The 26,722-nt window shown below is 72.5% G+C and carries 24 protein-coding genes; 12 read left to right on the forward strand and 12 right to left on the reverse strand.

Features of this window, described 5'->3' with window-relative positions; translation table 11 throughout:
* Position 1 precedes the first annotated feature (1 nt).
* Together ACIO3R_RS36930 and ACIO3R_RS36935 are read left to right on the forward strand one after the other, a co-directional pair.
* The gene (locus ACIO3R_RS36930; protein ID WP_402111396.1) at positions 2 to 3,295 is read left to right on the forward strand and encodes an amino acid adenylation domain-containing protein; all 3,294 of its coding nucleotides are present in this window, start codon (positions 2 to 4) and stop codon (positions 3,293 to 3,295) included.
* Positions 3,292 to 5,322, forward strand: a complete 2,031-nt coding sequence (locus ACIO3R_RS36935; protein WP_402111398.1) for a beta-ketoacyl synthase N-terminal-like domain-containing protein — start codon at positions 3,292 to 3,294, stop codon at positions 5,320 to 5,322. The genes ACIO3R_RS36930 and ACIO3R_RS36935 overlap by 4 nt, the downstream gene beginning before the upstream one ends.
* A gap of 88 nt (positions 5,323 to 5,410) precedes the next feature.
* On the opposite strand, the gene ACIO3R_RS36940 is transcribed toward ACIO3R_RS36935, so the two are convergent.
* The 3 genes from ACIO3R_RS36940 to ACIO3R_RS36950 are packed head-to-tail and all read right to left on the reverse strand — an operon-like array spanning position 5,411 to position 6,957.
* On the reverse strand, positions 5,411 to 6,163 hold the full coding sequence (locus tag ACIO3R_RS36940) for a thioesterase II family protein (protein ID WP_402111399.1): 753 nt from the start codon (positions 6,161 to 6,163) through the stop codon (positions 5,411 to 5,413).
* A gap of 58 nt (positions 6,164 to 6,221) precedes the next feature.
* Positions 6,222 to 6,710 (reverse strand): hypothetical protein, encoded by a 489-nt coding sequence (locus tag ACIO3R_RS36945; RefSeq protein WP_402111401.1) that lies wholly within the window; start codon positions 6,708 to 6,710, stop codon positions 6,222 to 6,224.
* 19 nt (positions 6,711 to 6,729) lie between these two features.
* Positions 6,730 to 6,957 carry a hypothetical protein gene (locus tag ACIO3R_RS36950; protein ID WP_385041766.1) on the reverse strand — a complete coding sequence of 76 codons (228 nt, stop codon included), beginning with the start codon at positions 6,955 to 6,957 and terminating at the stop codon, positions 6,730 to 6,732.
* 307 nt (positions 6,958 to 7,264) lie between these two features.
* Between ACIO3R_RS36950 and ACIO3R_RS36955 the strand changes: the two genes are divergently transcribed.
* The 3 genes from ACIO3R_RS36955 (at position 7,265) to ACIO3R_RS36965 (ending at position 11,244) form a co-directional block, all read left to right on the forward strand.
* Complete coding sequence (locus tag ACIO3R_RS36955; protein ID WP_402111429.1) at positions 7,265 to 8,470, forward strand: cytochrome P450; 1,206 nt, start codon at positions 7,265 to 7,267, stop codon at positions 8,468 to 8,470.
* A gap of 79 nt (positions 8,471 to 8,549) precedes the next feature.
* The gene (locus ACIO3R_RS36960; RefSeq protein WP_402111403.1) at positions 8,550 to 10,715 is read left to right on the forward strand and encodes a prolyl oligopeptidase family serine peptidase; all 2,166 of its coding nucleotides are present in this window, start codon (positions 8,550 to 8,552) and stop codon (positions 10,713 to 10,715) included.
* Positions 10,716 to 10,788: 73 nt separating this feature from the next.
* Positions 10,789 to 11,244 (forward strand): Rieske (2Fe-2S) protein, encoded by a 456-nt coding sequence (locus tag ACIO3R_RS36965; protein ID WP_402111405.1) that lies wholly within the window; start codon positions 10,789 to 10,791, stop codon positions 11,242 to 11,244.
* Here ACIO3R_RS36965 and ACIO3R_RS36970 read toward each other — a convergent pair.
* Complete coding sequence (locus ACIO3R_RS36970) at positions 11,228 to 11,878, reverse strand: cysteine hydrolase (RefSeq protein ID WP_385036069.1); 651 nt, start codon at positions 11,876 to 11,878, stop codon at positions 11,228 to 11,230. The two genes, ACIO3R_RS36965 and ACIO3R_RS36970, sit on opposite strands and share 17 nt — an antisense overlap.
* A 112-nt stretch (positions 11,879 to 11,990) precedes the next feature.
* Here ACIO3R_RS36970 and ACIO3R_RS36975 point away from each other — a divergent pair, with 112 nt between their 5' ends.
* Positions 11,991 to 12,467: a pyridoxamine 5'-phosphate oxidase family protein gene (locus tag ACIO3R_RS36975; RefSeq protein WP_385036068.1), complete on the forward strand. Its 477-nt coding sequence runs from the start codon at positions 11,991 to 11,993 to the stop codon at positions 12,465 to 12,467.
* A 91-nt stretch (positions 12,468 to 12,558) separates the two neighbouring features.
* Here ACIO3R_RS36975 and ACIO3R_RS36980 read toward each other — a convergent pair whose 3' ends face one another.
* Complete coding sequence (locus ACIO3R_RS36980; RefSeq protein WP_402111408.1) at positions 12,559 to 13,479, reverse strand: LysR family transcriptional regulator; 921 nt, start codon at positions 13,477 to 13,479, stop codon at positions 12,559 to 12,561.
* A gap of 74 nt (positions 13,480 to 13,553) precedes the next feature.
* On the opposite strand from ACIO3R_RS36980, the gene ACIO3R_RS36985 reads away from it, so the two are divergent.
* Positions 13,554 to 14,549, forward strand: coding sequence for a DMT family transporter (locus ACIO3R_RS36985; RefSeq protein WP_402111409.1), 996 nt, complete (start codon positions 13,554 to 13,556; stop codon positions 14,547 to 14,549).
* On the opposite strand, the gene ACIO3R_RS36990 is transcribed toward ACIO3R_RS36985, so the two are convergent.
* Positions 14,527 to 15,858 carry an aminotransferase class I/II-fold pyridoxal phosphate-dependent enzyme gene (locus ACIO3R_RS36990; RefSeq protein ID WP_402111411.1) on the reverse strand — a complete coding sequence of 444 codons (1,332 nt, stop codon included), beginning with the start codon at positions 15,856 to 15,858 and terminating at the stop codon, positions 14,527 to 14,529. The genes ACIO3R_RS36985 and ACIO3R_RS36990 overlap by 23 nt on opposite strands.
* Before the next feature lie 35 nt (positions 15,859 to 15,893).
* On the opposite strand from ACIO3R_RS36990, the gene ACIO3R_RS36995 reads away from it, so the two are divergent.
* A complete protein-coding gene (locus ACIO3R_RS36995) occupies positions 15,894 to 16,589 on the forward strand; it encodes a pyridoxamine 5'-phosphate oxidase family protein (RefSeq protein WP_402111413.1) in 696 nt (231 codons plus the stop codon).
* Between the two features lie 58 nt (positions 16,590 to 16,647).
* Here the strand turns inward: ACIO3R_RS36995 and ACIO3R_RS37000 are convergent, their stop codons facing one another.
* The 3 genes from ACIO3R_RS37000 to ACIO3R_RS37010 form a co-directional block, all read right to left on the reverse strand.
* A complete protein-coding gene (locus ACIO3R_RS37000; RefSeq protein ID WP_385036063.1) occupies positions 16,648 to 17,607 on the reverse strand; it encodes a DMT family transporter in 960 nt (319 codons plus the stop codon).
* A 157-nt stretch (positions 17,608 to 17,764) separates the two neighbouring features.
* Positions 17,765 to 18,769 carry a DMT family transporter gene (locus ACIO3R_RS37005; RefSeq protein WP_385036062.1) on the reverse strand — a complete coding sequence of 335 codons (1,005 nt, stop codon included), beginning with the start codon at positions 18,767 to 18,769 and terminating at the stop codon, positions 17,765 to 17,767.
* Between the two features lie 145 nt (positions 18,770 to 18,914).
* Positions 18,915 to 19,457, reverse strand: a complete 543-nt coding sequence (locus ACIO3R_RS37010) for a Clp protease N-terminal domain-containing protein (RefSeq protein ID WP_402111415.1) — start codon at positions 19,455 to 19,457, stop codon at positions 18,915 to 18,917.
* Between the two features lie 243 nt (positions 19,458 to 19,700).
* On the opposite strand from ACIO3R_RS37010, the gene ACIO3R_RS37015 reads away from it, so the two are divergent.
* Both ACIO3R_RS37015 and ACIO3R_RS37020 read left to right on the forward strand, forming a co-directional pair.
* The gene (locus ACIO3R_RS37015) at positions 19,701 to 19,913 is read left to right on the forward strand and encodes a hypothetical protein (RefSeq protein ID WP_363029024.1); all 213 of its coding nucleotides are present in this window, start codon (positions 19,701 to 19,703) and stop codon (positions 19,911 to 19,913) included.
* Between the two features lie 61 nt (positions 19,914 to 19,974).
* Positions 19,975 to 20,406, forward strand: a complete 432-nt coding sequence (locus tag ACIO3R_RS37020) for an SRPBCC family protein (RefSeq protein WP_385036060.1) — start codon at positions 19,975 to 19,977, stop codon at positions 20,404 to 20,406.
* 102 nt (positions 20,407 to 20,508) lie between these two features.
* On the opposite strand, the gene ACIO3R_RS37025 is transcribed toward ACIO3R_RS37020, so the two are convergent.
* A complete protein-coding gene (locus ACIO3R_RS37025; protein WP_402111418.1) occupies positions 20,509 to 21,135 on the reverse strand; it encodes a PadR family transcriptional regulator in 627 nt (208 codons plus the stop codon).
* Between the two features lie 150 nt (positions 21,136 to 21,285).
* On the opposite strand from ACIO3R_RS37025, the gene ACIO3R_RS37030 reads away from it, so the two are divergent.
* Positions 21,286 to 22,101 carry a PhzF family phenazine biosynthesis protein gene (locus ACIO3R_RS37030; protein WP_385036058.1) on the forward strand — a complete coding sequence of 272 codons (816 nt, stop codon included), beginning with the start codon at positions 21,286 to 21,288 and terminating at the stop codon, positions 22,099 to 22,101.
* A gap of 165 nt (positions 22,102 to 22,266) precedes the next feature.
* Here the strand turns inward: ACIO3R_RS37030 and ACIO3R_RS37035 are convergent, their stop codons facing one another.
* Entirely contained in the window at positions 22,267 to 23,046 is a 780-nt protein-coding gene (locus ACIO3R_RS37035; protein WP_385038679.1) for a CPBP family intramembrane glutamic endopeptidase, read from the reverse strand.
* Between the two features lie 184 nt (positions 23,047 to 23,230).
* On the opposite strand from ACIO3R_RS37035, the gene ACIO3R_RS37040 reads away from it, so the two are divergent.
* Positions 23,231 to 25,018 carry a substrate-binding and VWA domain-containing protein gene (locus ACIO3R_RS37040; RefSeq protein WP_385038676.1) on the forward strand — a complete coding sequence of 596 codons (1,788 nt, stop codon included), beginning with the start codon at positions 23,231 to 23,233 and terminating at the stop codon, positions 25,016 to 25,018.
* Between the two features lie 48 nt (positions 25,019 to 25,066).
* Here the strand turns inward: ACIO3R_RS37040 and ACIO3R_RS37045 are convergent, their stop codons facing one another.
* Complete coding sequence (locus ACIO3R_RS37045) at positions 25,067 to 26,572, reverse strand: glutamate-cysteine ligase family protein (protein WP_385038673.1); 1,506 nt, start codon at positions 26,570 to 26,572, stop codon at positions 25,067 to 25,069.
* Positions 26,573 to 26,722 lie beyond the last annotated feature (150 nt).

Below are 26,722 nucleotides of genomic sequence, written 5' to 3' on the forward strand. Positions count from 1 at the left end.
CATGACCGTCGACACCGTCGATCTCATCGACCTCTACGCCGGGGAGGGCGGCGGAAACGAGGAGTACGAGTTCCCCGCCTCCGACGCCCAGAGCCGTCTGCTGGTCCTCGACCAGCTGAATCCGGGCACCGCCCAGTACAACGTGCCGGTCGCCTTCGCCGTGCGCGGGCCCTTCGACACCTACGCGTTCGGCCGGGCGCTCGACGCGCTCGTCGCCCGCCACGAGGCGCTGCGGACGGTCTTCCGGACCGCCGAGGACGGCACCCCGGCGCAGCGCGTCTCGGCCGCCGGGCGGGTACGGCCGGCCATCCACCGGGACGTGCCCGCGGGCCGCGTGGACTCCCTGATCCGCGCCGAGGCCGCCCGCCCCTTCGACACCGCGGCGGGACCGCTGCTGCGCTGCGCCGTGTACGCGGTGGACGACGGCAGCCACCGGGTGCTCCTCGTCGCCCACCACCTGGTCTGCGACGGCTGGTCGCTCGGCCTGATACTGGACGGGCTGTCCGAGGGATACGGGCACGAGAGCCGGGGCTCGGCGTACCGGCCGGCCGAACTCCCCCTCCAGTTCCCCGACTACGCGGCCTGGCAGCGGGAGCGCACCGCCGACGGCGCGTTCGAGGCGTCGGTGGAGCACTGGGCCGACCGGCTGCGCGGCGCGCCCACCGCCGTGGAACTGCCACTGGACCGCCCGCGCCCGCCGGTCCGCACCGCCGCGGGCGGCACCGAACGCTTCCTGCTCGGTGCCGGGATCAGGGAACGGCTGGCCGAGGTGGCCTCGGCCCAGGGCGCCACCCCGTTCATGACGGTGTTCGCGGTGTACACCGCGTTCCTCTCCCGTCTCTCGGGCGGCGAGGACCTGGTCGTCGGCTACCCGGCGTCGGGGCGCGAGCGGCCCGAGCTCCAGGAGATGGTCGGGATGCTGACCAACACCCTGGCGCTGCGCGTGGACGTGTCCGGCGATCCGTCGCTCGACGAGCTCACCCGCCGCGTGCGGGCCTCCCTGCTGGCGGCCCAGCCGCACCAGGACGCACCGTTCGAGGCGGTGGTCGACACCCTCGCCCCGGTCCGCGAGACCAGTCACGACCCGGTGGTGCAGGTGGCGCTCAGCTACGAGGACGAGGCCGCGCCCGGTCTGCGGCTGGCCGGTGCCACGACCGAGCGGCTCGCCCTGACGCTGGACACCGCCAAGTTCGACTTCCACCTGTTCGTGGAGCGGTGGGACGATCTGCTCGCCGCCCAGTTCATCTACCGCAGCGACCTGTTCGAGGCCGCGACGGTCCGCCGCTGGACGGACAACTTCCGGACCCTGCTGGCCGGGCTCCTCGCGGACCCCTCCGCGCCGCTGTCCGCCGTGGAGCTGGTGGGGGCCGACGAGCGCCGCCGGACTCTCGACGGCGCCGACCGCCTCGCCGAGGCCGCTCCGCCGGACCGCCTGGTGCCGGACCTGATCGCCGACCGGGCGGCCGAACACCCCGACGCCACGGCCCTGGTCTGCGGCAGCCTCCGGCTGAGCTACGCCGAACTGCTCGGCCGGGCGGACGCGCTGGCCGCCCGGCTGCGCGCGGCCGGGGTGCGGCCCGGCTTCCGGGTCGGCCTGCTCCTGCCCCGCTCGGCCGACCAGGGCATCGCGGCCCTCGCCGTCCTGCGCGCGGGCGGCGCCTACGTACCGCTGGACCACGCCCACCCGGAGGCCAGGCTCCGCCACATGCTGGAGAGTTCGGGCACGGGTCTGCTGCTGACCGCCCGGGACACCGCGGGAAAGGGGGCGGGTCTGGAGGTGCCGTGCATCCGGGTCGACCGCCCGGCCGTCACGGACCCCGTCATGCCCACGCCGGCCCCGGCCGCCGCGCCGATGCCCGGGGACCTCGCCTACGTCCTGTTCACCTCGGGCTCCACCGGCGTCCCCAAGGGCGTCGCCGTCGAGCACCGGGCGCTGGTCAATCTCACCCGGGCGGTCCGGCACTCCTTCCCGGTGAACGCCGACGACCGCGTGCTCCAGTTCGTCTCGTTCGGCTTCGACGTCGCCGTCTCCGACCTGTTCTTCCCCTGGGTGGCCGGAGCGGAGCTGCACATCCCGCGGGAGGACGAGCGGATCGGCGAAGCACTGCTGGAGCGGCTGCGGGACTCCCGCATCACCTATGTGTTCCTGCCTCCGTCCGCCGCGATGCTGCTCCCCGACCTCACCGGACAACTGCCCGACCTGCGGACCGTCGCGGTCGGCGGCGAGGCGTGCCCCGCCGAGCTGGTCGGACGGCTCAGCGCGCCCGGCCGGCGGATCGTGAACGCGTACGGACCCAGCGAGGTGACCGTCTACGCGACCACCGGGGACCTCACCCCCGGCGAGCCGGTGGCGCTCGGCGGCGCCGTGCCCGGGGCCCGTGTCTACGTCCTCGACGAACGCCTCCGGCCGGTCCCCGCCGGGGTCGCCGGTGAGATCTACGTGGCCGGTGCCTCACTGGGGCGGGGTTACGTCGGCCGGCCGGCCCTGACCGCGGAACGGTTCGTCGCCGACCCGCACGGCGCACCCGGCACCCGGATGTACCGCACCGGCGACCTCGGCCGGATCGACGCGCACGGCGTCATCCACTACCTCGGACGCACCGACCTCCAGGTCAAGCTGCGCGGCGTGCGCATCGAACTCGGTGAGATCGAGACCCTGCTGGCCGGGGCGCCGGGCGTCGCGCTGGCGGCGGCCACCGTGCGGGGCGCGGGCACCGAGCAGCGGCTCGTGGCGTACGTGGTCGGCCGGGACGGTGAAGCGGCACCGGACGCGGAGCTGCGCGCCCATCTCGCCCGGCGGCTGCCGGGGTCGATGGTGCCCGAGGTGTTCGTGCGGCTGGACGAGATGCCGGTCAGCGGCAACGGCAAGCTCGACCGGGCCCGGCTCCCGGAACCCGTCACCGTGCGGTGCCGGCCGGACGGCTCCGCCACGGTCGCGGGCACCGCGACCGAGCGGCTGGTGGCCGGTCTGTGGGCCCGGGTCCTCAACCTCGAACGGGTCGCCGTGACCGACAACTTCTTCGATCTGGGCGGCAATTCGATCCGGCTGCTCAGCGTCCTGTCCGCCCTGCGGGAGCTGGGGACGTACGGCGAACTCAGCCTCGTCGACCTGTTCCGCCACCCCACCGTCACCTCCCTCGCCGCCCACCTCGAAGGGTCGGCCCCCGGGCCCGCCGCCGGGGCTCCGGGCACCGGCCCCACCGCCGAATCGGCCGCCGCCCGCGGCGGTGACCGGCACGCACGACGCACCGCCGCCGCCCGACGACTCAGCTACCGGAAAGGCTCCACACGATGACCGAGAACGCAAGCGCCGCCGAGCCCCTCGCAGCCGACTCCGCGATCGCGGTCGTCGGAATGAGCGGCCGTTTCCCCGGCGCCCCCGACCTGGACACCTACTGGCGCAATCTGCTCGGCGGGCTCTGCTCGGTGACCGACTTCACCGAGGAGGAGCTGATCGCCGACGGCGCCGACCCGCAGGAGGTCAGGGGCCGCGACTACATACCGGCCAAGGGCCATCTCGCCGACGCGGACCGCTTCGACGCGGAGCTGTTCGGTTTCAACCGCACCGAGGCGGCGGCCCTCGACCCCCAGCACCGGTTGCTCCTGGAGACGGCCTGGTCCGCGCTGGAGGACGCGGGCCGCAACCCGCTGGGCGGGTCCGCGCGCACCGGTGTGTACGTCGGCGGCGGCTCCACCAAGCACATGCTCGCGGCGCAGACCGACCCGAGGCTCGCCGCGTCCATCGGGGCGCTCCAGGTGCGCATCCTCACCGACCGCGAGTTCCTGGCCCCGTGGGTCTCCTACCGGCTGGGCCTGGAGGGGCCGAGCCTGACGGTGCAGACGGCCTGCTCGACCTCGCTGACGGCGGTGCACCTCGCGGTGCAGTCGCTGCTGCTCGGCGAGTGCGACACCGCGCTGGCCGGCGGTGTCGCCGTGGACACGGTGCACAAGCGGGGCTACGTCCACCACCAGGGCGGCATCTTCTCCCCGGACGGGCGCTGCCGGCCGTTCGAGGAGCGGGCCGGCGGCACCGTGCCCGGCAACGGGGTGGGGGTGGTCGTGCTGCGCCGGCTGTCCGACGCGCTCGCCGACAACGACCCGGTCAGGGCGGTCATCCGGGGCAGTGCCGTCACCAACGACGGCGCCACCAAGGTCGGGTTCACCGCGCCCGGCGTCGACCAGCAGACCGCCGCGATCGTGGAGGCCTGGGCCGCGGCGGGTCTCGACCCGGCCGACGCCCAGTACCTGGAGGCGCACGGCACGGCCACCGCGCTCGGTGACCGCATCGAGGCGGCGGCGGCGAGCGCCGCGTTCAAGGGGGCGCTCGGTACCGGGCGGATCGGGATCGGCTCGGTGAAGTCGAACATCGGGCACCTGGACGCGGCGGCGGGCGTGGCCGCCCTGATCAAGTCGGTGCTCATGCTGGAGCACGCCACGCTGGTGCCGAACGCCGACGCCGGCCGCCCGCACCCCGAACTGGGCTTCGACGACTCGCCGTTCCACCTGATCGAGCGGGCAGCCGCCTGGCCGGAGCCGGAACTCGGTCCCCGGCGGGCCGGGGTGAGCTCGGTCGGCATCGGCGGCACGAACGTGCACGTGGCCCTGGAGCAGGCTCCCCCGCGCGACGCCGCCGGGGCGCAGGACGGCCCTGAGGTGCTGCTGCTGTCCGCCCGCACCCGGGAGGATCTCGACGCGCTGGCCGGCCGGCTGGCCGCGGCGCTGCGGGCGCCGGACGCCCCGTCCCTCGCCGATGCCGCGTACACGCTGCGCGTGGGCCGCGCCCCGATGGCCGTGCGCGGCTATGTGCGGGCCGGGGACCGCGCGGAGGCGGCGGAGCTGCTCGGCGGACTGGGGTCGGGCGGTGCGGTGTGCCACGGCGGGCCCGACCCGCTGGGCGAGGCCTGGCTGGCGGGCGAGTCCGTGCTGCCGGCGGACGGTGGCCGGCGGACCGCGCTGCCGTCCTATCCCTTCGCGGGGACGGGCTTCGGCGCGTACCGCCTCTTCCCGGTCACGCGAAGCGGGGAGCAGCCGGAGCAGGAGGGCGGCTCCGCGGACCTGGAGCAGGACATCCGCGCGCTGCTCGCCGAGGCCCTGGGTCTGACGGACGCCGACGACCCGGAGATGACGTACTTCGCGGCCGGCGGCGACTCCCTGACCGCGGTCCACCTGGTCGGCTGCCTCCGGGACGACTTCGACCTCGACGTCCCCATCACGCTGTTCCTGGAACAGCTGACGCTGCACGAGATGGCCCGGCAGATCATCGCGGTCCGGGACGGTGACGACTCCCTCGACGCCCTGCTGGCGGAGTTCGAGGCGGAGTGAGTGACCGCATCGCACAGGGCTTGGGCCCCGACCCGGAAGGGGGTCGGGGCCCAAGCCCTGTGCGGTGTGCGATGTGGGGTGTGCGGTGTCAGCCGGTGGAACGGACCGCCCGGCCGGGCACGTTCGCGGCGACGAGTTCCGCCACCCGGCCCAGGTGCTCGCCGAGGAAGAAGTGGCCGCCGGACAGCACGTGCCGCTCGAAGGGGCCCTCGGTCTCCTGCTCCCAGGCCTGCACGCCCTCGACGGAGACCCGGGGGTCCCTGTCGCCGGTCAGCGCGACGACCGGGCAGCGCAGCGGCGGCCCGGGGACATGGGTGCGGGCGAAGAGCATGGCGTAGTCGGCGCGCAGGGGCGGCAGTGCGAGCCCGAGGATTTCGGGATCGGTCAGCAGTTCCTCGTCCGTACCGGACAGCAGCCGCATCTCCCCGATCAGGTCCTCGTCGCTGGCGGGGGTGGGCAGCCGGGCCCGTCGCGGCAGTGACGGGGCTTCGCTCCCCGAGACCAACAGCGCCGCGGGCGCCCGCCCTTCGGCCGCGAGTCGCCGCGCGGTCTCGAACGCCAGGAGAGCGCCCATGCTGTGGCCGAACAGCATGAGCGGCCGGCCCCCGCTCGCGGGGAGCGAGGCCAGCACCGCGTCAACGACATCGCCGAACCGTTCGGCGAACGGTTCGGCGATGCGGTCGTGCCTCCCGGGGTACTGCACGACCAGTGTCTCCGCCGTCCCCGCGACCGCGATCGACAGCGGGTGGTAGCCACTGGCAGAACCACCCGCGTGGGGGAAGCACAGCAGTTGGGCTCCGGCGTCGGGGGCCGGGCGGAAACACCGTATCCAGTTGTTCACGATATCCCTTCTCTCGTGCTCGGTCCGGTCCGTGACCGGCCCCGTGAACGATCCCCGCTCATGGAGCGGCGGCGATCCAGTTCTCCAATTGTTCACGAGTGGTGGCCGGGTCCGCGACAAGAACGGCGAGTTCGTTGTCGCGGGGTTGCAGCGTCGTGAGGGCGGGGCAGCGGTGGCAGGCATCGACGCCGGCCTGGTTCCACCACTTGCAGTGCGGGCGGAGGTGGCACCGCGGCACGGCGACCGGTCCGGTCTCGGCCGGTACGGTCTTGATGCGTTCGATCAGCCCGCAGGCCTCACCGACCCGGTTCGCGCAGTCCGACACGCAGTGCGAGGCGAACCGGAGCACCCGATTGGGGGAGATCCCCTCCGGGATGGCCCCGAGAACATCGGCGGCGGGTACGGGTTCGGCCAGGTAGACGACCTGGTCGCGATCCCCGGACCGAACGCCGAGGACAACGGACTCCGGGCGGCTCGCATCGCCGCTCGGACACCATCTGAGAGGGCTCTCCTGCCCGTCCTGGGCAAGGTCCGCAGTGCTGTCCACGGTGCTCACCTCCTATTCGTCAGCAGGAACGCGTGGAAGCCGAGGTGAGCACCAGACCGCCGATGACCCCGCCGTTCACGGGGCCGTTCTCCTGTTCGGCGGCCACCGCCTGAGCGATGCTCTTGGCGAGCTGCTCCTGGCTGGTGATCCGGTCCGGACGCTCGGCCGCGTTTGCGGTACCGCTGACCGTGACGAGACCGGCGACGAGAGCTGCGGCGGCGGCTGCGGTGCGAATGCTGTTGTTCATCCCTGTCCTCCAAGAAGTCGGTTATCTCTTACGGGAGTTGACGGTAGGTTCCGCGTCGGGCCGCGATCGGCAGTTACGGCGGCATCTTCGGCGGCCGGTTCCCGCCGGGACACCGAACCGGCCGTCCGGGGTCACTCGTCCGGCTCATGCGGGGCTCGCGGGATCCGGCACACGCCCTGATCCGACCTGGTACAAACGAAAGGCCCTCGGCGCGGTCCGCCGGAACGTCCGCTCGTCGTATCTCTCAGTCTGGAGAGCCCTGTTGAACACCTCCCCGGTGAACTCCGCAGCCGGTCAGCCGCACCGCATGGACCCGGCGGGCGGCTGTCCGCACGCGGCCAACGCCCGGCTGCTCGCCCGGGGGCCCGTGACGTCGGTGATCCTCCCCGGCGAGGTCGAGGGCATGGCGGTACTGGGCCACGACGCGCTCAAGGAGTTCCTCTCGCACCCCGACGTCGCCAAGGACGCGCGGCACTTCGCGGCGCTCCAGGCCGGTGAGATCGCCGACGGCTGGCCGTTGCGGACGTTCGCGACGGTGCAGGGCATGACCACCGCGGACGGCGCCGACCACCGGCGGCTGCGGTCCCTGGTGAGCAAGGCGTTCACCGCGCGCCGGGTCGAGGAACTGCGTCCCCGCGTCGAGGCGTTGACGGACTCGCTCCTGGACGGCCTCGAAGAGGCGGCCGCCACCGGTGACGGCGTCGCGGATCTGCGTGCGCACTTCGCGTTGCCGTTGCCGATGGGTGTCATCTGCGAACTGCTGGGCGTGGAGGCCGCACACCACGACCGGCTGCACCACCTGTCCAACCTGATCGTCGCCACGGACATCGGCCCGGAGGAGGCGAAGGCGGCCAACCGGGAGATGGTCGAGGTCCTCAGCGCGGTCGCCGCCGCCCGGACGGAGCGTCCGGGGGACGATCTCACCAGCGCGCTGATCGCGGCCCGGGAGGAGAACGGCGACCGGCTCGGCCCGCACGAGCTGATCGGCACCCTGATGCTCACGATCATCGCCGGCCACGAGACGACGCTCAATCTGATCACCAACGCCGTACGGGCCCTGTGCACCCACCGCGACCAGCTGGCCCTGGTGCGGTCGGGCGGGGCGAGCTGGGCGGACGTGGTCGAGGAGACCCTGCGCTGGGACAGTCCGGTCAGCTACTTCCCGTTCCGCTACCCGACCCGCGACCTCGCCATCGGCGGCACCGTGATCCCCAGAGGGACCCCGGTGCTGGCCGGTTACTCCGCGGCGGGCCGCGACCCCTCGGCCCACGGTCCCGACGCCGGGCGCTTCGACATCGCCCGCGACCGCGGGGTCCGGCACCTGTCACTGGGGCATGGCGCGCACTACTGCATGGGCGCCCCGCTGGCCCGGATGGAGGGCGTTGCCGCACTGGAGCGGCTCTTCGCGCGCTTCCCCGGCCTCGATCTCGCCGTCCCCGAGTCCGAACTGCCGCGGCACGCGTCCTTCGTGGGCAACAGCGTGCGGCGGCTGCCGGTACGGCTGCGCGGCTGAGAGGCTGCCGGGCGGCTCCGGGCCGGGGTGGCGGAACGCGGCCTGTATCCGGTGGATTTCGACCTGTCATGGTGTCGCCATGACTCCCCCTCCCGGCTCACCGGCCGATGCCCTCGCGACCGCGACCGAGCGGTTCCCCGTCCAGTTCGCCCGCACCCGGCGCTTCTCCCTCGGGGTGCCCCGGCACTTCACCGTCTCCCCGGACGGGGAGCGGGTCCTGTTCGTGCGCGGCACGTCGGGCACCGACCCGGTGAGCCGGCTGTGGCTGTACGAGAACGGCGCGGAGCGGATGCTCGCCGACCCCCTCGCGCCGGGCCTCACGGACGAGGGTCAGGACGAGGAGCCGCCGGCGGAGCGGGCGCGGCGGGAACGGGCCCGGGAGACCTCCTTGGGCGTGGTCTCCTACGCGGCGGACGGGTCCGCGCGGCTGGTGGCCTTCGCCCTTGGGGGCACACTCTGGGTGGTGCGCACCGACGGCGGGGCGCCGCGCCGGATCGCCACGGCGGGACCGGTCGTGGACCCGCGCCCCTCGCCCGACGGTTCCCTGATCGCGTACGTGTCCGGCGGGGCGCTGCACACCGTACGGGCCGACGGGACGCCCGGCCGCACGCTCGCCGGGCCGGACGGCGAGCACGTGACGTACGGGCTGTCCGACTACGTGTCGCAGGAGTCGATCGGGCGCTCGCGCGGCTACTGGTGGTCGCCGCGCGGCGATGCGCTGCTGGTGGCCCGGGTGGACACCGCCGGGGTCCGGCGCCGGTACATCAGCGATCCGGCGGACCCGGAGCGGCCGCCGCGCGTGGTGCCGTATCCGGCCGCCGGTACACCGAACGCGAAGGTGTCGCTGCATCTGGTCCGGGTGTCCGGGGAACGGACCGATGTACGGCTGCCCGCGGCCGCCGGCGAGGACCATCCGGAAGGCACCTGGACCGACCGGACCTTCGAGTACGTCGTGTCGGCGGACTGGGACAGCCTTGGGCCGCTGGTCTCCGTGCAGACGCGTGACCAGCGGTCCGTCCACGTCCTGGAAGTGGACGAGCGCTCGGGCGCGACCCGCACGGTGAGCCGGGCCCACGACCCCGCCTGGGTGGCGCTGCGGCCGGGCACCCCGCTGCGTCTCGCCTCGGGCGCGCTCACCGTCGCCGCCCGTCCGGGCGGCGACACCCAGGGACTCGACATCGACGGCACCCCGACACCGCCGGGCCTGGAGGTCCGCGAGGTGGTCGGCGCGTCCGGCGGACGGGTGTACTTCACCGCGGGCGACGAGCCGACCGAGACGCACGTCTGGTCGTACGCGACGGACGCGCCCGAGGAGGGTTTCGTACGGGTCAGCGGCGCACCCGGTGTGCACACGGCGTCGGTCGGCGGGCCGGCGGTGGTGCTGGAGAGCAGGACTCCGGACGGCCACGGCGTGACGGTGCTGCGGGACGGCGTCCCGGTCGGCCGGATCGCGGTCCTGGCGGAGGAACCGCTCGTCGTCCCGCGGCCGCTGGCCCTGAGCCTGGGCGGGCGGGAACTGCGCAGCAGGCTCTACCTGCCGTCGTGGCACCGGCCGGGCGACGGTCCGCTGCCAGTGCTGCTCAGCCCCTACGCGGGCCACGGCATGCAGGTCGTCCTGAAGGTGCGTACCTGGTGGGTCGCGGTCGCCCAATGGTTCGCCGAGCAGGGCTTCGCGGTCCTGGTGACCGACGGGCGGGGCACGCCAGGGCGCGGCGAGGCCTGGGAGAAGGCGGTGCACGGCGACCGCCTCACCGTGGTGCTGGAGGACCAGATCGACGCGTTGCGCGCGGCGGCCGCGCTCCACCCGGACCTGGACCTGACGCGGGTGGCGATGCGCGGGTGGTCGTTCAGCGGCTATCTGGCGGCGGCCGCCGTGCTGCGTCATCCGGAGGTCTTCCACGCCGCGGTCGCGGGTGCGCCGCCGGCCGACCGGCGGCTCTACGACACCCATTGGGAGGAACGGTTCCTGGGCCACCCGGATGTGTTCGCGCGGGACTACACCCGCAATTCCCTCCTGGACGAGGCCGGGGCCCTGACCCGGCCGCTCATGCTGGTGCACGGTCTTGCCGATGACAATGTGGCCGTGGCTCACACGCTGCGGTTCTCCGCAGCGCTGCTGGCCGCCGGCCGGCCGCACACGGTGCTGCCGCTGTCGGGGGCCGGCCATCTGGTCAGCCGGGAGGAGACGGCGAGCAACCTGTTGCTGCTGGAGCGGGATTTCCTGAGGAAGTCCCTGGGGCTTTGAACACGGGGTGCCGGCTGTGCGTATCCCTGGACGAAGCCTCGGAGCCAAGTACACCGTGGAAGGGAAAGCCAGCATGAGCACATCGCAGGACCACGAGAGCCGTCCCGGACGCCGGACCGTCGTCACGGCGGCCGGCGCCGTCTCCGTGGCTGCCGTACTCACCGCGTGCGGCGGCTCGAAGGAGGCGGCCGGTTCCGGTGTCGTCGAACAGTCCGGTGAGAGCGGGGCCGACGGGGGTGGCGCCGTCCTCGCGAGGACCACCGACATCCCGGAGGGCGGCGGCAAGATCTTCAAGGAGCAGGCGGTCGTGGTGACGCAGCCGACGGCCGGTGAGTTCAAGGCGTTCTCGTCGAAGTGCACCCACTTGGGCTGCGCGGTGTCGAGCGTGGCGGACGGCACCATCAACTGCCCCTGCCACGGCAGCAAGTTCGACGTGGCGACGGGCGGTGTGAAGGCCGGACCCGCCACCGAACCGCTGCCGGCCACCCCGATCCAGGTCCAGGACGGCTCGATCAGCCTCGTGTCCTAGGACGGCCGCCCAGCCAGCAGCCGAGCACGTCGTCCGTGGTGGCGACGGTGGCGACCAGGGCGAGGGTGTTGCGGATCATCGCGGGGGTGTAGTCGGCGGGCACCCCCGCGATGGCGTCGGACGGCACCACCGCCGTGTAGCCGAGGTTCACGGCGTCGAACACCGCGTTGGGGACGGCCACGTTGGCCGACACCCCGGTGACGACGAGCGTGCGGCAGCCGAGGTTGCGCAGCAGCGCGTCCACGTCCGTGCCCGCGATGGGTGAGAGCCCGTGGAGTCTGCGGACGACGAGGTCCTCGTCCGCCACCTCGATGGGTTCGGCGATCCGTACCGCCGTGGTTCCGGAGTGCTGCTGCACGGGCAGCCGGCCGGCGGCGCGGAAGAGCCGGGCGTTGTGATTGGCACCGCGGCCGTCGGGGCGGCGTTCGGCCACGGCGTGCAGTACCTGGACACCGGTCTCGTGAGCGGCGGCGACCAGCCGGGCCACGTTGTGCAGGGCCCCCGAGGACCTGGCCTCCTTGGCGAGTTCGGGCAGCGCGCTGCCCGGCCCCACCACACCCTGCTGGCACTCCACCGTCAGCAGGACGGTGGAGGCCGGATCGATCTGCTCGGCGAGCTGTTCCCTGGACGGCACGGCTGCCCCTCTCGGCGACGGAACGGGCGCGCGAGGCTAACCCCCATTGCGCGATGAGGGAAGAGACTCCATGATTCCTGACACATAGTCAGCTATCAGGAGGGGGCTTCCCATGGCCGTCATTCAGCGTCGGGGCCGCCGGATCATGATGACGGACGAGGAACGCGACACCTACCTCGCCGAACAGCGCACCTGCCGGGTGGCGACCGTCGGCCCGGACGGCCGCCCGCACGTGGGGGCGCTCTGGTTCTGCTGGGACGGCGCCTCGCTGTGGCTCTACTCGATCACCCGGAGCCTGCGCTGGTCGCAGCTCGGCCACGACCCGAAGATCGCCGTGGTCATCGACGACGGGGTGGAGTACGGGGAGCTGCGCGGCATCGAGCTGTCCGGCGAAGCGGTGTTCGTCGGCGAGGCACCGCGTACCGGCGAACCCTGCCCGGACCTCGCCGTGCCCGAGCGGTTGTTCGCGGCGAAGTACTTCGGCATGGAGGTGATGCCGCACGACGGTCGGCACGCGTGGCTGCGGCTCACTCCGCAGGCCGTCACGTCCTGGGACTTCGGCAAACTCACCGGCCTGCCCGGCGCCTGACGGCCCGCGGGGGCCCAGGGCCTGTATGGGGTTGTCCCGCGGCGACACGGGGCTGGGCACGCACGCTCGCAGCGTTGCCGGAGCGCCCTGGTCAGCCGGCGTCCAGCGGCTCGTCCAGCTCCCGGCCCGCCGCCCGCAGCGCCGCGACCGCCGCCTTGATCGACGGCCGTCGGTCCGCGTCCGCCCGCCACACGGCGTGGACGTGACGCCGCATCCTCTGCCGTACGGGCACCAGGCGCACCCCGTCCGGAACCGGTCCACGACCCAGCCTGGGCGCCACACACACCCCCATACCAGCGGCGATCAGGGCGAGTTGGGTGTGATGCTCGCCCGCGAGGTGGGTGATGCGCGGCTCGATGCCCTTGGAGCGGAGGGTGAACATCAGCCACTCGTAGCAGAACTCGCCCTCGGGCCAGGACACCCAGTCGTCGTCGGCGAAGTCCTCCAGATCCACCTCGCCCCGGTCCGCGAGCGGATGCCCGGCGGGCATCGCGACGTCCGGGACGTCGTCGAGCAGATGTGCCGTGGCCAGACCGCCCGGCACCGGCAGCCGTTTGTTGCTCCAGTCCAGCACCACCGCGAGGTCGATGTCGCCCCTGAACACCGCGCGGATTCCGGCCTCGGGCTCCAGCTCACTGGTACGCAACCGGAGTTCGGGGTGATCCGCGCGCAGGGCGAGCAGGGCGGACGGGAAGAGACCGCGCGCCGCGGTGGGGAACGCGCCCAGTCGGATCTCGCCCACCACCTCGCCCCGCTGCGCCTCGATGTCGGACTGGGCCAGCTCGACCTGGGAGAGAATCCGGGCCGCGTGGTCGGCCAGCAACTGCCCCGCGTCGGTGAGCCGGACCCCGCGGCCGTTCTTGGCGAGTAGTTGCTGCCCCACCTCACGCTCCAGCTTGGCCATCTGCTGCGAGACGGCAGACGTCGTGACGTGCAGCCCCTCGGCGGCTCCACTGACCGAGCCGAGCCGGGCAAGGGCATCCAGGGTGCGCAGGCGCTCCAGATTCAACATGTAAGCAATGCTACGCCGACTGCCACACAAACTCTCACTTGTGCTACGAGATCGAATTCGTCATCGTGGAGCCCATGAGCGCACCGCCCGCACCGATCCCCTCCCCCGCCGGCCCGGCCCGCCCTCGGGCTCTGGACTGGCGGCTGCGCTTCGCGGCGCTCTCGCTCATCTGGGGATTCAGCTTCCTCCTGATCAAGGTCGGCACCCACGGGTACGCGCCGTTCCAGGTCACCCTCGGTCGGCTGCTGTCGGGCACGGCGGTGCTGGCCGTGGCCATGGCGGTGAAGCGGGAGCGGCTGCCGCGCACCGCCCGCACCTGGGGCCATCTGGCCGTCGCCGCCTTCTTCCTCAACGCGCTGCCGTTCTCGCTCTTCGCGTACGCCGAACTGACCATCCCCTCGACGCTGGCCGGCATCTGCAACGCGACCTCACCGCTGTGGGGCATGGTGCTGTCACTCGTCGCGCTCTCGGAGGACCGGCCGACCCGGCGCCGGGTCGCCGGCCTCGGGCTCGGCTTCGTCGGGGTGCTGACCGTACTGGGCGCCTGGCAGGGCTTCTCCGGACTGGACCTCACCGGCACGGCGATGGCACTGCTGGCCTCCCTCAGCTATCCGGTCGGCTGGATCTATGTCCGCCGGACGCTGGCGGGCAGCGGCTCTTCGACCCTCGCGCTCACGGGCAGTCAGCTCTTCCTGGGCACCGTACAACTCGCCCTGGTGACGCCGCTGTTCACCTCGGCACCGGCGGGAATCCCGCTGCTGCCCACCCTGTCCGTGGTCGCCCTGGGGGCCCTCGGCACAGGACTCGCGGTACTCCTCCAGTACGGACTGGTCACCGAGGTCGGCCCGACGACCGCGCAGATGGTCACCTATTTCATCCCGGTGATCGCCACCGCCGCCGGAGTCACCGTGCTCGGCGAACAGCTGAGCTGGAACACCCCGGTCGGCGCCCTCGTGGTCCTGGCGGGGGCCGCCCCGACCCAGAGCAGGCCGCGGGCCGCCGGGGCGGCCGTCCCGCTGCCCGAACCCGCCCCTGTCCGGCGGCGGCTCAGCCGTAGCTCAGGGGCTTGACGGGCCCGGCCGCCGCCGCCACCGCATCTGCCAGCGGCCCGATGTCCGCGTCGCCGAGCGGTGACACGGTGATCCGGATCCCCTGCGGCGCGGATATCCGGAAGCGGGCTCCGGGCGCCACCGCCCAGCCCGCGTGCAGCAACCGCGCCACGGCCCCGGTCTCGTCGCTCACGGGGACCCACACGTTCATACCGCTGCGGCCGTGCACCTCGACCCCCCTCGCCTCCAGCGCCCGTACCAGGGCGTCGCGGCGACGCCCGTAGGACCGGGCCACCGCCTGCGAGTCCACGGCGCCCGCGGTCCACAGGTGCACCATCGCCCGTTGCAGCAGTCTGCTGACCCAGCCGGGCCCCAACTGCTGCCGCCCCGAGACCCGGTCGGCCGTCACCGCGTCGCCCGTCAGTACGGCGACCCGCAGATCCGGCCCGTACGCCTTGGCCACCGACCGCACGAACGCCCAGCGATCCGTGGCGCCCGCCAGGGGATGCAGCGGGAGGTCGACGATGGCGTGTCCGTGGTCGTCCTCGATCAGCAGCACGCCCCGGTGGCCGGCGAGAACCGCCCGCAGTTCGGCCGCTCGCGCGGCGCCGATCGCGGCCCCGGTCGGATTCTGTGCCCGGCCGGTGACGACGACCGCTCGGGCGCCGCCCCTCAGCGCGGCTTCGAGGGCGTCCGGCAGCGGCCCGTCGTCGTCGAGCGCGACGGGGACGGGCCGCATCCCCAGCGCCGGTACGAGATCCAGCAGGCTTCCCCAGCCCGGGTCCTCGACGGCGACCGCGTCACCGGGTCTGAGGTGGGCGTTCAGCACCCGTTCGATCGCGTCGAGCGATCCCGAGGTGGCGATCACCGGCCCGGCCGGAACACCGTCGGCGTCGAACCCGCTTCGCGCGAGCGCGGCGAACTCCGGGTCCACGGGCGGCTCCGCGTACATCCCGGGCGCCCGCGCGTACGCCTCCGTGACCGCGGCGAACGCCTCACCCAGGGCGGGCAGCAGCGCCGGGTCCGGGTTCCCCTTCCCCAGGTCCCGCACGCCGGGCGGCGCCTCGATCCGCAGCGACCCGCGTGCGGTGCTCGCGGGGCGCGGCCGGATCCGACTGCCCCTGCGCCCGGCCGTCTCGATCACCCCGCGCTCGCGCAGGGTGCGGTAGGCGGCCGCCACCGTATTGGGATTCACTTCCAGTAGAGCCGCCAACTCCCGCATGGGTGGCAGCACTTGGCCGGGGGCCAGCTCTCCGGAGCCGACCGCCTGCTCCACGCTGGCGGCAATTTCCGATGCACGCCGCCCGGTGATCCGATACTCTCCTAGCACAAACAAGATTATGCACTAGTGCAATGGAGAACGCAATGCCGGACACCCAACCGCCGCGGATCGCGGGCCCGGACGCCGCAGCCGCTTACGAACCGACCGGGCGGACGGTCCCGACCCGCTCCCGCGAACGGGCCGGGTACGACCGCGAACAGATCCACTCGATACTCGACGAGGCCTACGTCTGCCATCTCGGCTTCGTGCGCGACGGTGCCCCCGTCGTCCTGCCGACGCTCTTCGGCCGGGTCGGCGAGCGGCTCTACGTACACGGCTCCACCGGCTCCCGCCCGCTGCGGACGGCGGGCGGCAGCCCCGACGGCCTCGCCGTGTGCCTGACGGTGACGCATGTGGACGGGCTGGTCCTGGCCCGTTCCGCCTTCCACCACTCGCTCAACTACCGCTCCGTGGTGGTCCACGGCGTCGCCCACGCGGTGACCGACCCCGAGGAGCGCCGCACCGCGCTCGACGCGATCGTGGAGCAGGTGGTTCCGGGGCGCTCACAGGACTCACGGCCGGCCGACGAGAAGGAACTCGCGGCCACCGCCGTGCTCCGGCTGGATCTGCGGGAGGTCTCCGCCAAGGTCCGCACCGGCGGCCCGAACGACGACCCCGAGGACCTCGGACTGCCCCACTGGGCAGGCGTCGTCCCGCTCACCCACGGCTTCGCCGCCCCCGTCCCCGCGGCCGACCTCGATCCCGCCATCGCGGTTCCGGACTATCTGAAGTCGCTCTGAGCCACCCCGGGGTGGCGGGCCCTCGGCGAAGAAGAGGGAGCGGCCCGCCACCTTCCGGTCAGGCGTGGGCGGCCGCCTCGCGCCGGGCGTTCGCGGCGCCGCGGGTCTCGGCCACCGCCAGCCCGGCCACCGCGGTGAGCAGCAGCAGGGTCCCGGCGACGGTGGCCGCGGTGAGCTCCTCACGGAGCACCACGACGGCGATCACCGCCGCGCTCACCGGTTCGAGGAGCATGATCACCGACACGGTGGCGGCGCGCACCACCGCGGCCCCCGCGAAGTAGAGCGCGTAGGCGAGTGCGGTCGGGATCGCGGCCACGTACACGAGCAGGGTCACCACCTGTGCAGTGTGCGCGGTCTGCGGCACGATGCCCTCACCGGCGGCCATCGGCAGCAGCAGGACCGCCGCGACGGCGAACGCCCAGGCGCTGGTGGCGAGCGCGTCCGCGCCTCCCCCGTCACGGCCGAGCCAACGGGTCAGCAGGGTCATCGCCGCGTAGCCGGCCGCGGAGAGCAGCGCCAGCGCGATCCCGGCGGGCCGCACCGTCCCCGCGTCGCCGCCGAGCACCAGCACGACGAGCCCGGTCAGCGCGCCCAAGACCGCGGCGATCCCGCCGCCGCCCAGCCGCTCGCCCATGGTCAGCCGGGCGCCGACGGCGATGAGGACGGGGCCCGCTCCGAGGGTGACGACGGTCCCGACGGCGAGGCCGGTGGCCTGGACCGCGGCGAAGTACGCGGTCTGGAAGACGGCGAGCCCCACGCCGGTGCCGGCGATGCGCAGCAGTCGGCGGCGACGGGTTTCGGCAGCGGCCGCCGCCCGCGCGGGCCGCAGTGCCAGCGCGGCGAGCAGGAGGACGAGGCCGCCCGCGCAGCGCCAGAACGACAGCGCGAGGGGGCCGAGATCACTGGCCTCGAAGATCAGTGAGGCGGCGGCACCGGCCGTGCCCCAGGCGACTCCGGCGATGATCAGATAGCAGAGGCTCCGCCCGGTGGACAGGCCGGAAGCATGATTCGACGACACGTGTACTTCTCCAAGGAAGACGGTGGGTGGTCGCTCGGCTCCGCACGCGGGCAGCGACGAACCGCTCGGGGACTGCCCGAGCCCGGTCTTCGTCGGATGGGGCCGCCCGCGCTAGGCGGCGGGAGGCGGAAGTACAGTCAAATTCATGATCGTGACCCTACGGGGCGGCGCGGCCGGCGGACAACTCCCCCTCGGTCCCGGCCGGCTCGCCGCCCGGTCCTGAGGCGATGGGCCCGGAGGGCGCCTTCGGCGTCGAGGATTGCGCGATGAAGGCGCCGAACAGCACCAGCGAACCGCCGATGAGCTGGGGGGCGGCCAGATGCTCGCCGAGGAGCACCCAGGCGAGCACGGTCGCGATGACCGCTTCCAGGCAGGCGACGACACCGGCGACGGCCGGGGACAGCAGCCGTACCGAGATCACGCCGGTGACGTACGCGATCACGGTGGCGAGCAGCACGATCCAGACGAGCAGCAGCCAGGCGGGCACATCCGTGCCGTTCATGGTGGTGCCGCCGCCGAGCAGGGACCAGTCCATGCCCCACGGGCGGGCCACCACGGTGAGCACGGCGGCACCGATCAGCAGCCCGTAGGCGATGACCCCGACCGGGTGCGGAGGTTCGGCGCCCGCCGCCGGCTCGCCGCTGCCCTGGGCGGAGAGGACGAAGTAGCCGACCTGGCAGCACGCGGCGCCGAGTGCGAGCAGCAGCCCGACGAGGTCGAAGCTCAGCCCGGACCACACCTCGACCACACACGCCAGACCGCCCACGGCCAGGACCACACCGACGGCGGCCGCCCGGGTCACCGGGCGGCGCTGTACGAAGCGCACCCAGCCCAGGACGAGCGCCGGTGCGAGGTACTCGACCAGCAGCGCGACACCGACCGGGATGCGGGAGATCGCCGCGAAGTAGCAGGCCTGGACGCCCGCGACGGCGAGCAGGCCGAATCCCAGCAGCAGCACGGGCCGGCTGCGCACCAGAGCGCGGTGGCGCCAGGCCACGGGCAGCATGACGAGCGCGGCGCCCGCCACCCGGAGCCACACCACGTGGAGCGGATCGAGACCCGCTTCGATCAGCGGCTTGGCCGCCACTCCGGAACCGCCGAATGCGAGGGCCGAGGCGAGGGCGAGTCCCAGGCCGGCGCTTCTCCCCTGAGACGCGTGCATCGGCACATCATGACAGCTGCCGTCAGGAGCGTCACCCCGGTGACACCTGACCCGGGTAACACTCCGATGTCACTGTCACCCCTGACAGCCACGGCCCGGTGGCGCACGGCCCCGGCCGGTTCCGGCCATCGGCCGGACCCTGCGGTCACCCCTGGTCGGAGGCCTCGACGATCCGGCCCGCGAGCAGCGCCGCGTCGACACCCGCCCGCTCCAGCACCTCGACGGCCCGGCACCGGCGGTCCGCGGCCAGCGCGGCGAGCAGATCGAGCCCGCCGGCCCGGTCCCGGCCCCGGAGCCGTGCGCGCCGGTGGGCCTCCTCCATCGCGGAGGCGGCGGCGGGCGACCAGCCCTCCACTCCCGTGTCCGGTGCGCCCGGCACGACCGGAATCGGGCCGGAGTCCTCGATCGCGCCCTGCCAGCGGAGGCCGTAGCCGATACTGCGCTGGACCAGGTATCCGAGCACCCTGGCCAGCTGCGGTCCACCATCGAAGGCGGTGCGCACCTCGGCGTCCGACTCGATCAGGGAGTGCAGCAGATGAGCCGTGTCGATCTGCTGGTCGCCGTCGCGCAGGGCGCGCCTGCGCGCACCCGTCACCACGGCGGTCAGCTCCACGGTGAGCTCGGCGCCGGTGTCGGCACGGTGGTTCGGTGCGGGTTGCTGAGGAATCCGCGGTGTCCGGTTCTGCACCCTTCTACCTCATCAGTCCCGGCGGGCCGGAACGTCCCCGGAGAGACCCATTGACGCATCCCACCCGAGTTGGGCACAGAAGCGCGACTCCTCCTCCTTACGGATGAGATCACGCCGTTCTGGGATCCGATTCCGGGAATCGGCGCGCGCCGCCTTGCCATGCGCTCCCGGAGCAACCGGAAGCCTCCCCGTACACGTCCCACAGCCCGGAGCACTGTTGCGGCGGCGGGAGGAGTGCCGGAGGTGAGCTGGCTGGTCGCCCTGCCCGCACTCGACGGGCGCGATTACGTCTACCGGGTCCACGCGCCGCGGGACGCGCTGCCCGCGGACCTCTTCTGGGCGGCGTTCCACTGCCACGACGACGGGCCGCACCCGCGCGCCTCCGACCGCTTCGACTCGGCACGGATCTGGCGGACCGGAACGGAACCAGCAGATCTGACAGTTCATCAGTATTGAATGTTCGGCCCACTGCGGCTACGTTCCGCGACACCGTAACCCGTCGAGAAGGGGTGGTCGCATGGCCGAAGTCAGTGCAGAGGCGCGCATCGAGGCACCGGCCGAGAAGGTCTGGGCCCAGCTGACCGACTTCAGCACGTACGGGGAGTGGAACGCCACCCACACCAGTTTCCCCAAGGGCGGACCGGCCTCTCTGGAGCTCGCGGGCACCTATGAGGAGAACATGAAGCTCATGGGGTTCCCGGCCGAGGTGACCTGGACGGTCGCCGAGCTGGAGGACGGCCGCCTGCTGACGACCACCGGGAAGGGCCCGATGGGTGTCAACCTGAAGATGCGCTACGCGCTGACGCCGGACGGGGACGCCACGACGGTCCGCATCGACGGCGAGTTCACGGGGGCGGCGGTCTCCCTGATGGCCGGCAAGCTCAAGGATTCGGCCACCGCCGCCCTCATCGAGTCACTGCGCAAACTGGACGGACTGATCATCGCCTGACGCCCGGCGGACCGGCCGCCCGCGCACCGGCACCGAAAAGGCCCCGCGGGACATCCGCGGGGCCCTTCGGCGCACAGCTCCTCAGTCTTCGCACCGGCCGGCTCAGTGCTCGTCGGCGAGAATCAGGTAGAGCTTCTTGCGCGTGTCGTTGATGACGGCGAGCGCCTTCTCGCGCTGGTCGGCCGACCCGGTCTTCCAGACCTGGCCGAACGCCTCCATCAGGCCGAAGCCGGCCTGCCGGATCTCGTTGACACCCTCCCAGTCGACGCCGCGGCCGGCCTCCTCCCAGGGCGCCTCCGGGCCCGACTCCGCCTCGGTGCGGCCGGTGTCGGTCAGCGTGAACAGCTTCTTGCCGCCCTCGCTGGCGCTGACGATCAGGCCCTCGTCCTCCAGGAGCTGAAGGGTCGGGTACACCGAGCCGGGGCTGGGCCGCCAGGCCCCGCCGCTGCGCTCGCCGATCTCCTGGATCATCTCGTAGCCGTGCATCGGCCGGCCCTTCAGCAGGGCCAGGATCGAGGCACGCACGTCACCGCGGCGCGCCCTTCCCCGGCCGCCGCCCCGGCCGCGTCCGCCCCCGAAGGGGCCACCGCCGAAGGGTCCGCCGCCGAACGGCGGACCGAACTGGCCGAAGGCCGCCCGGCGCCCCTCGAAGTCACCCCGTCCGCGCTCTCCCGGCCCGTAGGGGCCGTGTCCGTGCCCGTGTCCATGCTCATGTCCGTGTGAACGCATCGCTGCACTCCTTCTATCGTTGATCTGTCGCGATGCGTCAACGATATATCGGAACCGGTCGCTTGACAAACCCCTTGCCGGAAATGTTCAGTCCGCCGATCCGGAATTGGCCTTGGCCTGCGGCTTTGCCGCGCACCTACGGTCGGGGGCATGAGGATTCGAATCGTCGACGCGTTCACCGACCGCCCCTTCACCGGCAATCCCGCGGGCGTCCTGCTGCTCGGCCCGGACGGCTTCCCCGACGACAGCCGGCTCCAGCAGATCGCGGCGGAGCTGAACCTGTCGGAGACCGCGTTCGCGCACCCGCTGCCGCCGGGCGGCGCCGCCGACTGGGCCCTGCGCTGGTTCACCCCGGCCACCGAGGTCGACATGTGCGGCCACGCCACGCTCGCCACCGCCCACGTCCTGCACACCACCGGAGCCGCGAGCGGCACGGTGCGCTTCGCCGCGCGGTGCGGGGTACTCACCTCGACCGCGCACCCGGACGGCTCGCTCACGCTCGACTTCCCCACCGCACCGCTGACCCCAGAGGCCACGCCGGCGGGACTGGCCGCCGCGCTGGGCGCGGAGCCCGTGTCCGTGCACGACACGGGCCCTTTCACCGGCGATCTGCTCGTGGAACTGGCCGACGAGGCGGCCGTACGAGCACTGACCCCTGATCTCGCGGCGCTGACCGCCCACTCGCGGCGCGGCGTCATCGCCACCGCCGCGGCCACCGGTGCCGGCTACGACTTCGTCTCCCGCGGCTTCTTCCCCGCCGTGGGCATCGACGAGGACCCCGTGACGGGCAGCGCCCACACCGCCCTGGCACCGTTCTGGTCGGCCCGGCTCGGCCGCGACGACCTGACCGGCCTCCAGGCGTCCGCCCGGTCCGGGCTGGTCCGCACCTCACTGCGCGGCGACCGGACGCTGCTGACCGGCGACGCGGTGACGGTCCTGGACGGGGAACTGCTCGTCACCCTGTGACGGGGCGGGAGGAAACGCGGGGACGGGGCGGGAGGAAAGGCCGGGACGGGGCGGGAGGAAAGGCCGGGAGGGGGTGGCAGGAAACGCCGGGAGGGGGTGGCAGGAAACGCCGGGAGGGGGTGTGCGGATCACCCCGCACACCCCCTCCCGGAACCCGCCCGCCTCTCACGGGGTGGGCAGCCAGCCCACCTTCCCGGCGAGCAGCGCGTAGCCGACGAACGCCCCGATGTCGAGCAGGGCGTGCGCCGCGACCAGTGGCCCCACCCGCTGCCAGCGGCGGTACAGCAGCACGAAGACGACCCCCATCACCATGTTCCCGATGAATCCGCCGATCCCCTGGTACAGGTGGTACGAACCGCGCAGCACCGAACTGGCCACCAGGGCAGCCATGGGCGTCCATCCCAACTGCCCCAGCCGGCGCAGCAGATATCCGACGACGATCACTTCCTCCAGCACGGAGTTCTGGATCGCCGAAAGGATCAGGACCGGGAACTTCCACCACACGTCCGGCAGCGACTCGGGGACGACCGTGAGATTGAACCCGGCGGCCCTGACCACCAGGTAGAAGGCCAGCCCGGCGCTGCCGATGCCCGCCGCCACCAGCGTGCCGCGCCCGAGGTCCGACCCCGGCCTGGTCCGGTCGAAACCGATCGCCCGCAGGCCCGCGCCCTCTCTGATCAGCAGATGGGCCACAAGCGCGACGGGCACCAGTGCGGTCGTGATGCCGAAGAGCTGCCAGGCGAGATCCAGCCAGGGACGCCCCGGCGCGTACGAGCTGTTCAGCGTCGCCGCCTGGTCCTTCAAACCCCCTGGTTTCGTCAGTGATCCGACAAAACTGATCAGGGCAGACACCCCGCTGGCCCCCAGTGAGAGAGCCAGCACCAACACCGTCTCGGACCGCAAGATCCGTCGTGACACGGCCTCCTGAGGATAAGAATCAGCCACGCGCCCCGCCTCCACCTGTACACCTGCCCTGAGTTGTGCATTCACGTCCCATGCCACTCCCCGCCCCGCTAGGGTCTCGAATACAGGTACGAAGATCATGCGCGACAGGCCGGGGGACGAGCACCATTGCCGATGGTGTGGTCCCCCTTTTCCTTGTTCATCCTCAAGGAGGGGCACCACCGACATGGGACGTCACAGCTTGCCCGACGACTACACGACGGACGGAAGCGGGGACCGTCCGTCGAACCGGCGTCGAACCGTAGCCATCGCCACCACGCTCGTTCTCGCCGTTGCGGCGGGAACCGCGGTAGCGGCCCAGGGCGGCTTGTTGTCGTTCTCGAAGTCCTGCGACGACTCCGCGGTGCACCTGTCCATGGTGGCCTCCCCCGATATCGCTCCGGCCGTGCGTGCCGTCGCCGACAAGGCGCGCAAGGACGATCTCAGATCCGACGGCCACTGCCTCGACGTGGAGGTGGTGGCCCGTGACTCGTACAAGGTCGCCGACGCGCTCGCCGCCGGCACGGACACGCCGGAGTACCAGATGTGGCTGCCGGACTCCGATCTCTGGCTGAGCCGCGCCAAGGGGACGGGCGACGCCGTGCCGCTCACGCCGGGCGACTCCGTGGCCTCCTCCCCCGTGGCCCTGGCCACGGTGCCCTCCGCCGCGAAGACCCTCGGCTGGCCGAAGAAGAAATACACCTGGGCCGAGTTGATGGCCTCGGCGATGGAGGCCGACAAGGTACGGCTGGGCTCCGCCGACCCGGCGCGCAGCGCCACCGGCCTGCTGGCGCTCACCAGCATCGGCGCGTCCTCCGACAAGCAGGGCGGGGACAGCGACACCAGGGTCGCGAGCACCGCAAAACTCCTCGCCCAGCGGATGTCCGACGGCGACACCCAGGTGCTCGGGACCCTGGCCGGGGACGGCTCGGGCACCGAGGAGGGCAACCCCGCCCGCAACCAGGCGGTGCTGCTCTCCGAGCAGGCCGCGTTCGCCCACAACGCCGAGGCGACCGGGGACGGGAAGCTGGACCTCTTCTACCCCACGGACGGCACCCCGCTGCTCGACTACCCGTTCACGCTGGTCAACGAGAACAAGCTGAGCACCGACGAGAGCCGGGCGGCGCTGCGGTTCATGACCCTGCTGACCGAGGAGAGCGCGCAGCGCACGCTGGAGGAGCACGGCTTCCGGACCGCCGACGGTACGGCGGGCGAGCAGCTGGTCGCGTCGGCGGGCGGCAAGTCGCCCCAGCCGTACGCCACCTCACCGGCCACCGCACCGTCCGACGACACGCTTCAGGAAACGCTCGGGATGTGGACGATCACCGTGCAGAGCGCGCGGCTCACCACGGTCGTCGACGCCTCGGGCTCGATGGCCACGATCGTGCCGGGCCGCGGCCAGTCCCGGATGGACGTCACCAAGGCTTCCCTGATCGAGGCCCTCAACCAGTTCACGCCGAACGACGAGATCGGACTCTGGGAGTTCGCCACCGGGCTCGACGGCGAAAAGGACTACCGGCGGCTGGTGCCGACCAGCCGGCTCGGGAAGCAGGAGAAGGGCGGCGGCACCCACCGGCAGAAGCTCGCCGCCGCGTTCTCGGCCCTCCAGCCCGTGCCGGACGGTGCGACCGGCCTGTACGACACCGCGCTGGCCGCCTACAAGGAGGCGCAGCGCACCTATGTGAAGGGCAAGTTCAACGCCGTGGTGATCCTCACCGACGGCTCGAACCAGGACGACCGTTCCATCTCGCGCAGCGCCCTGATCGCGGAACTGAGACGGATCGCCGACCCGGAGCGCCCGGTTCCGCTGCTCGCGATCGCGGTCGGCCCCGACGCCGACCGCGAAGAGGTGAACGAGATAGCCAAGGTGACCGGTGGCGGCGGTTACCAGGTCAACGACCCGGCCGAGATCCAGGCGGTGATCCTTCAGGCCGTCATGACCGCCGGGCAGAGCGGCCTCGCCGCCGAGGAGTAGGGCCCGCGCGGTGGGCAGGGGCCGTGCCGCACGGCCCTGCCCGCCCGCTCATGTTCCCGGGACGCCCACCGGCCAGTTGTGCACGGGTTCGCCGTCCTGCATCAGTTCGCCGTAGCGGCGGGTCATGGCGGCGAGCGCGGCTTCCCGGTCCAGTCCGGCGTCCCGCGCCCGGTGATAGGTGTCCGTCTGCCAGGACGCCCCGTTCGTCCGCCGCTTGCAGCGCTCCTCGATGATCCCGAGGTAGCGGTCGCGGTCCGCGGGCTCGATGTTCCACGCGTCGAGCCCGGCGGCCGCCAGCGGCAGCAGTTCGTCGCGTACGAGTTTGACGACCGGGACCCGGGTCAGCCCGCCGGAGCGGCCGGGCCGGGGCCAGAGCAGCTCGGCGTCGATGCCGCGGCGGCAGGCGGTGTCGAAGTTCTCGGCCGCGGCGGCGAACGGCATTCTGGTCCACACCGGACGGGACTCCTCGGCGAGGGCCCGCACGAGCCCGTAGTAGAGCGCGGCGTTGGCGATCACATCGGCGACGGTCGGCCCCGCGGGCAGCACCCGGTTCTCCACCCGGAGGTGGGGGACGCCGTCCGAGAGCCCGTACACCGGCCGGTTCCAGCGGTAGACCGTGCCGTTGTGCAGGACGAGTTCCTGGAGCCGGGGCACCCCGCCCCCGTCGAGGACCCGCAGCGGGTCCTCCTCGTCGCAGATGGGCAGGAGCGGGGGAAAGTAGCGCACGTTCTCCTCGAAGAGTTCGTACGCCGAACCGATCCACCGCTCACCGAACCAGGTCCTGGGACGCACCCCCTGGTTCTGCAGTTCGGGCGGCCTGGTGTCCGTGGCCTGCTGGAAGAGCGGCGGACGCGACTCCCGCCACAGCTCCCGGCCGAACAGGAAGGGCGAATTGGCTCCCAGGGCCACCTGGACCGCGGCAACGGCCTGCGCGGCGTTCCACACGTCCGCGAACCGTTCCGGGGTCACCTGCAGATGCAGCTGGACCGAGGTGCAGGCCGCCTCAGGTGCGATCGACCCGGAGGTGCAGACCAAGCGCTCCACACCTTCGATATCAAGGGAGAAATCCTCGCCGCGCGCCGCCACCATTTGGTCGTTCAGCAGTGCGTAGCGGTCCACGTCGGAGAGGTTCGCGCGGACCATGTCCCCGCTGCCGAGCGTGGGCAGTATTCCGATCATCACGATCCCGGCATCGACCTCGCCGGCCTTCCGGTCGGCATATCCGAGGCCGGTCCGCAGCTCTTCGGCCAACTGGTCGAGAACGCGCCCGGCCAGTTGGTGGGGAACAATGTTCACTTCCAGATTGAACATGCCGAGTTCTGTCTGGAAATCCCGGCTCGCGATGCGCTCCAGCACCTGTCCATTCAACATCCTCGGCATGCCGTCGGAACCCGCCAGATTCAGCTCGATCTCCATGCCCATGAGGTCGCGCGGACGGTCGAATCTCCGCTCCGCCAGGAGCCTCCCCAGTCCCTCCAGGCACTGGTGGAGCTTCCGCCGGTACCTCTGCCGATCGGACAGGTCAAAGGCGCCCGCAACGACCTTCTCCCCCATCGAAGTGTCCCTCCTCGAGTGGGCAGCCCGCGGCCCAGGCCGCTCGCGTCACGATCGATAATGCCCAGACGGGGTGATCCATAACGCCCCGCGGAGGGTGCGCACCCGCTAATCTGATGACCGCAGCCCGTGGCACATTCACTCGGCATG

It is taken from the genome of Streptomyces sp. NPDC087428, assembly GCF_044744085.1.
GTDB lineage: Bacteria > Actinomycetota > Actinomycetes > Streptomycetales > Streptomycetaceae > Streptomyces.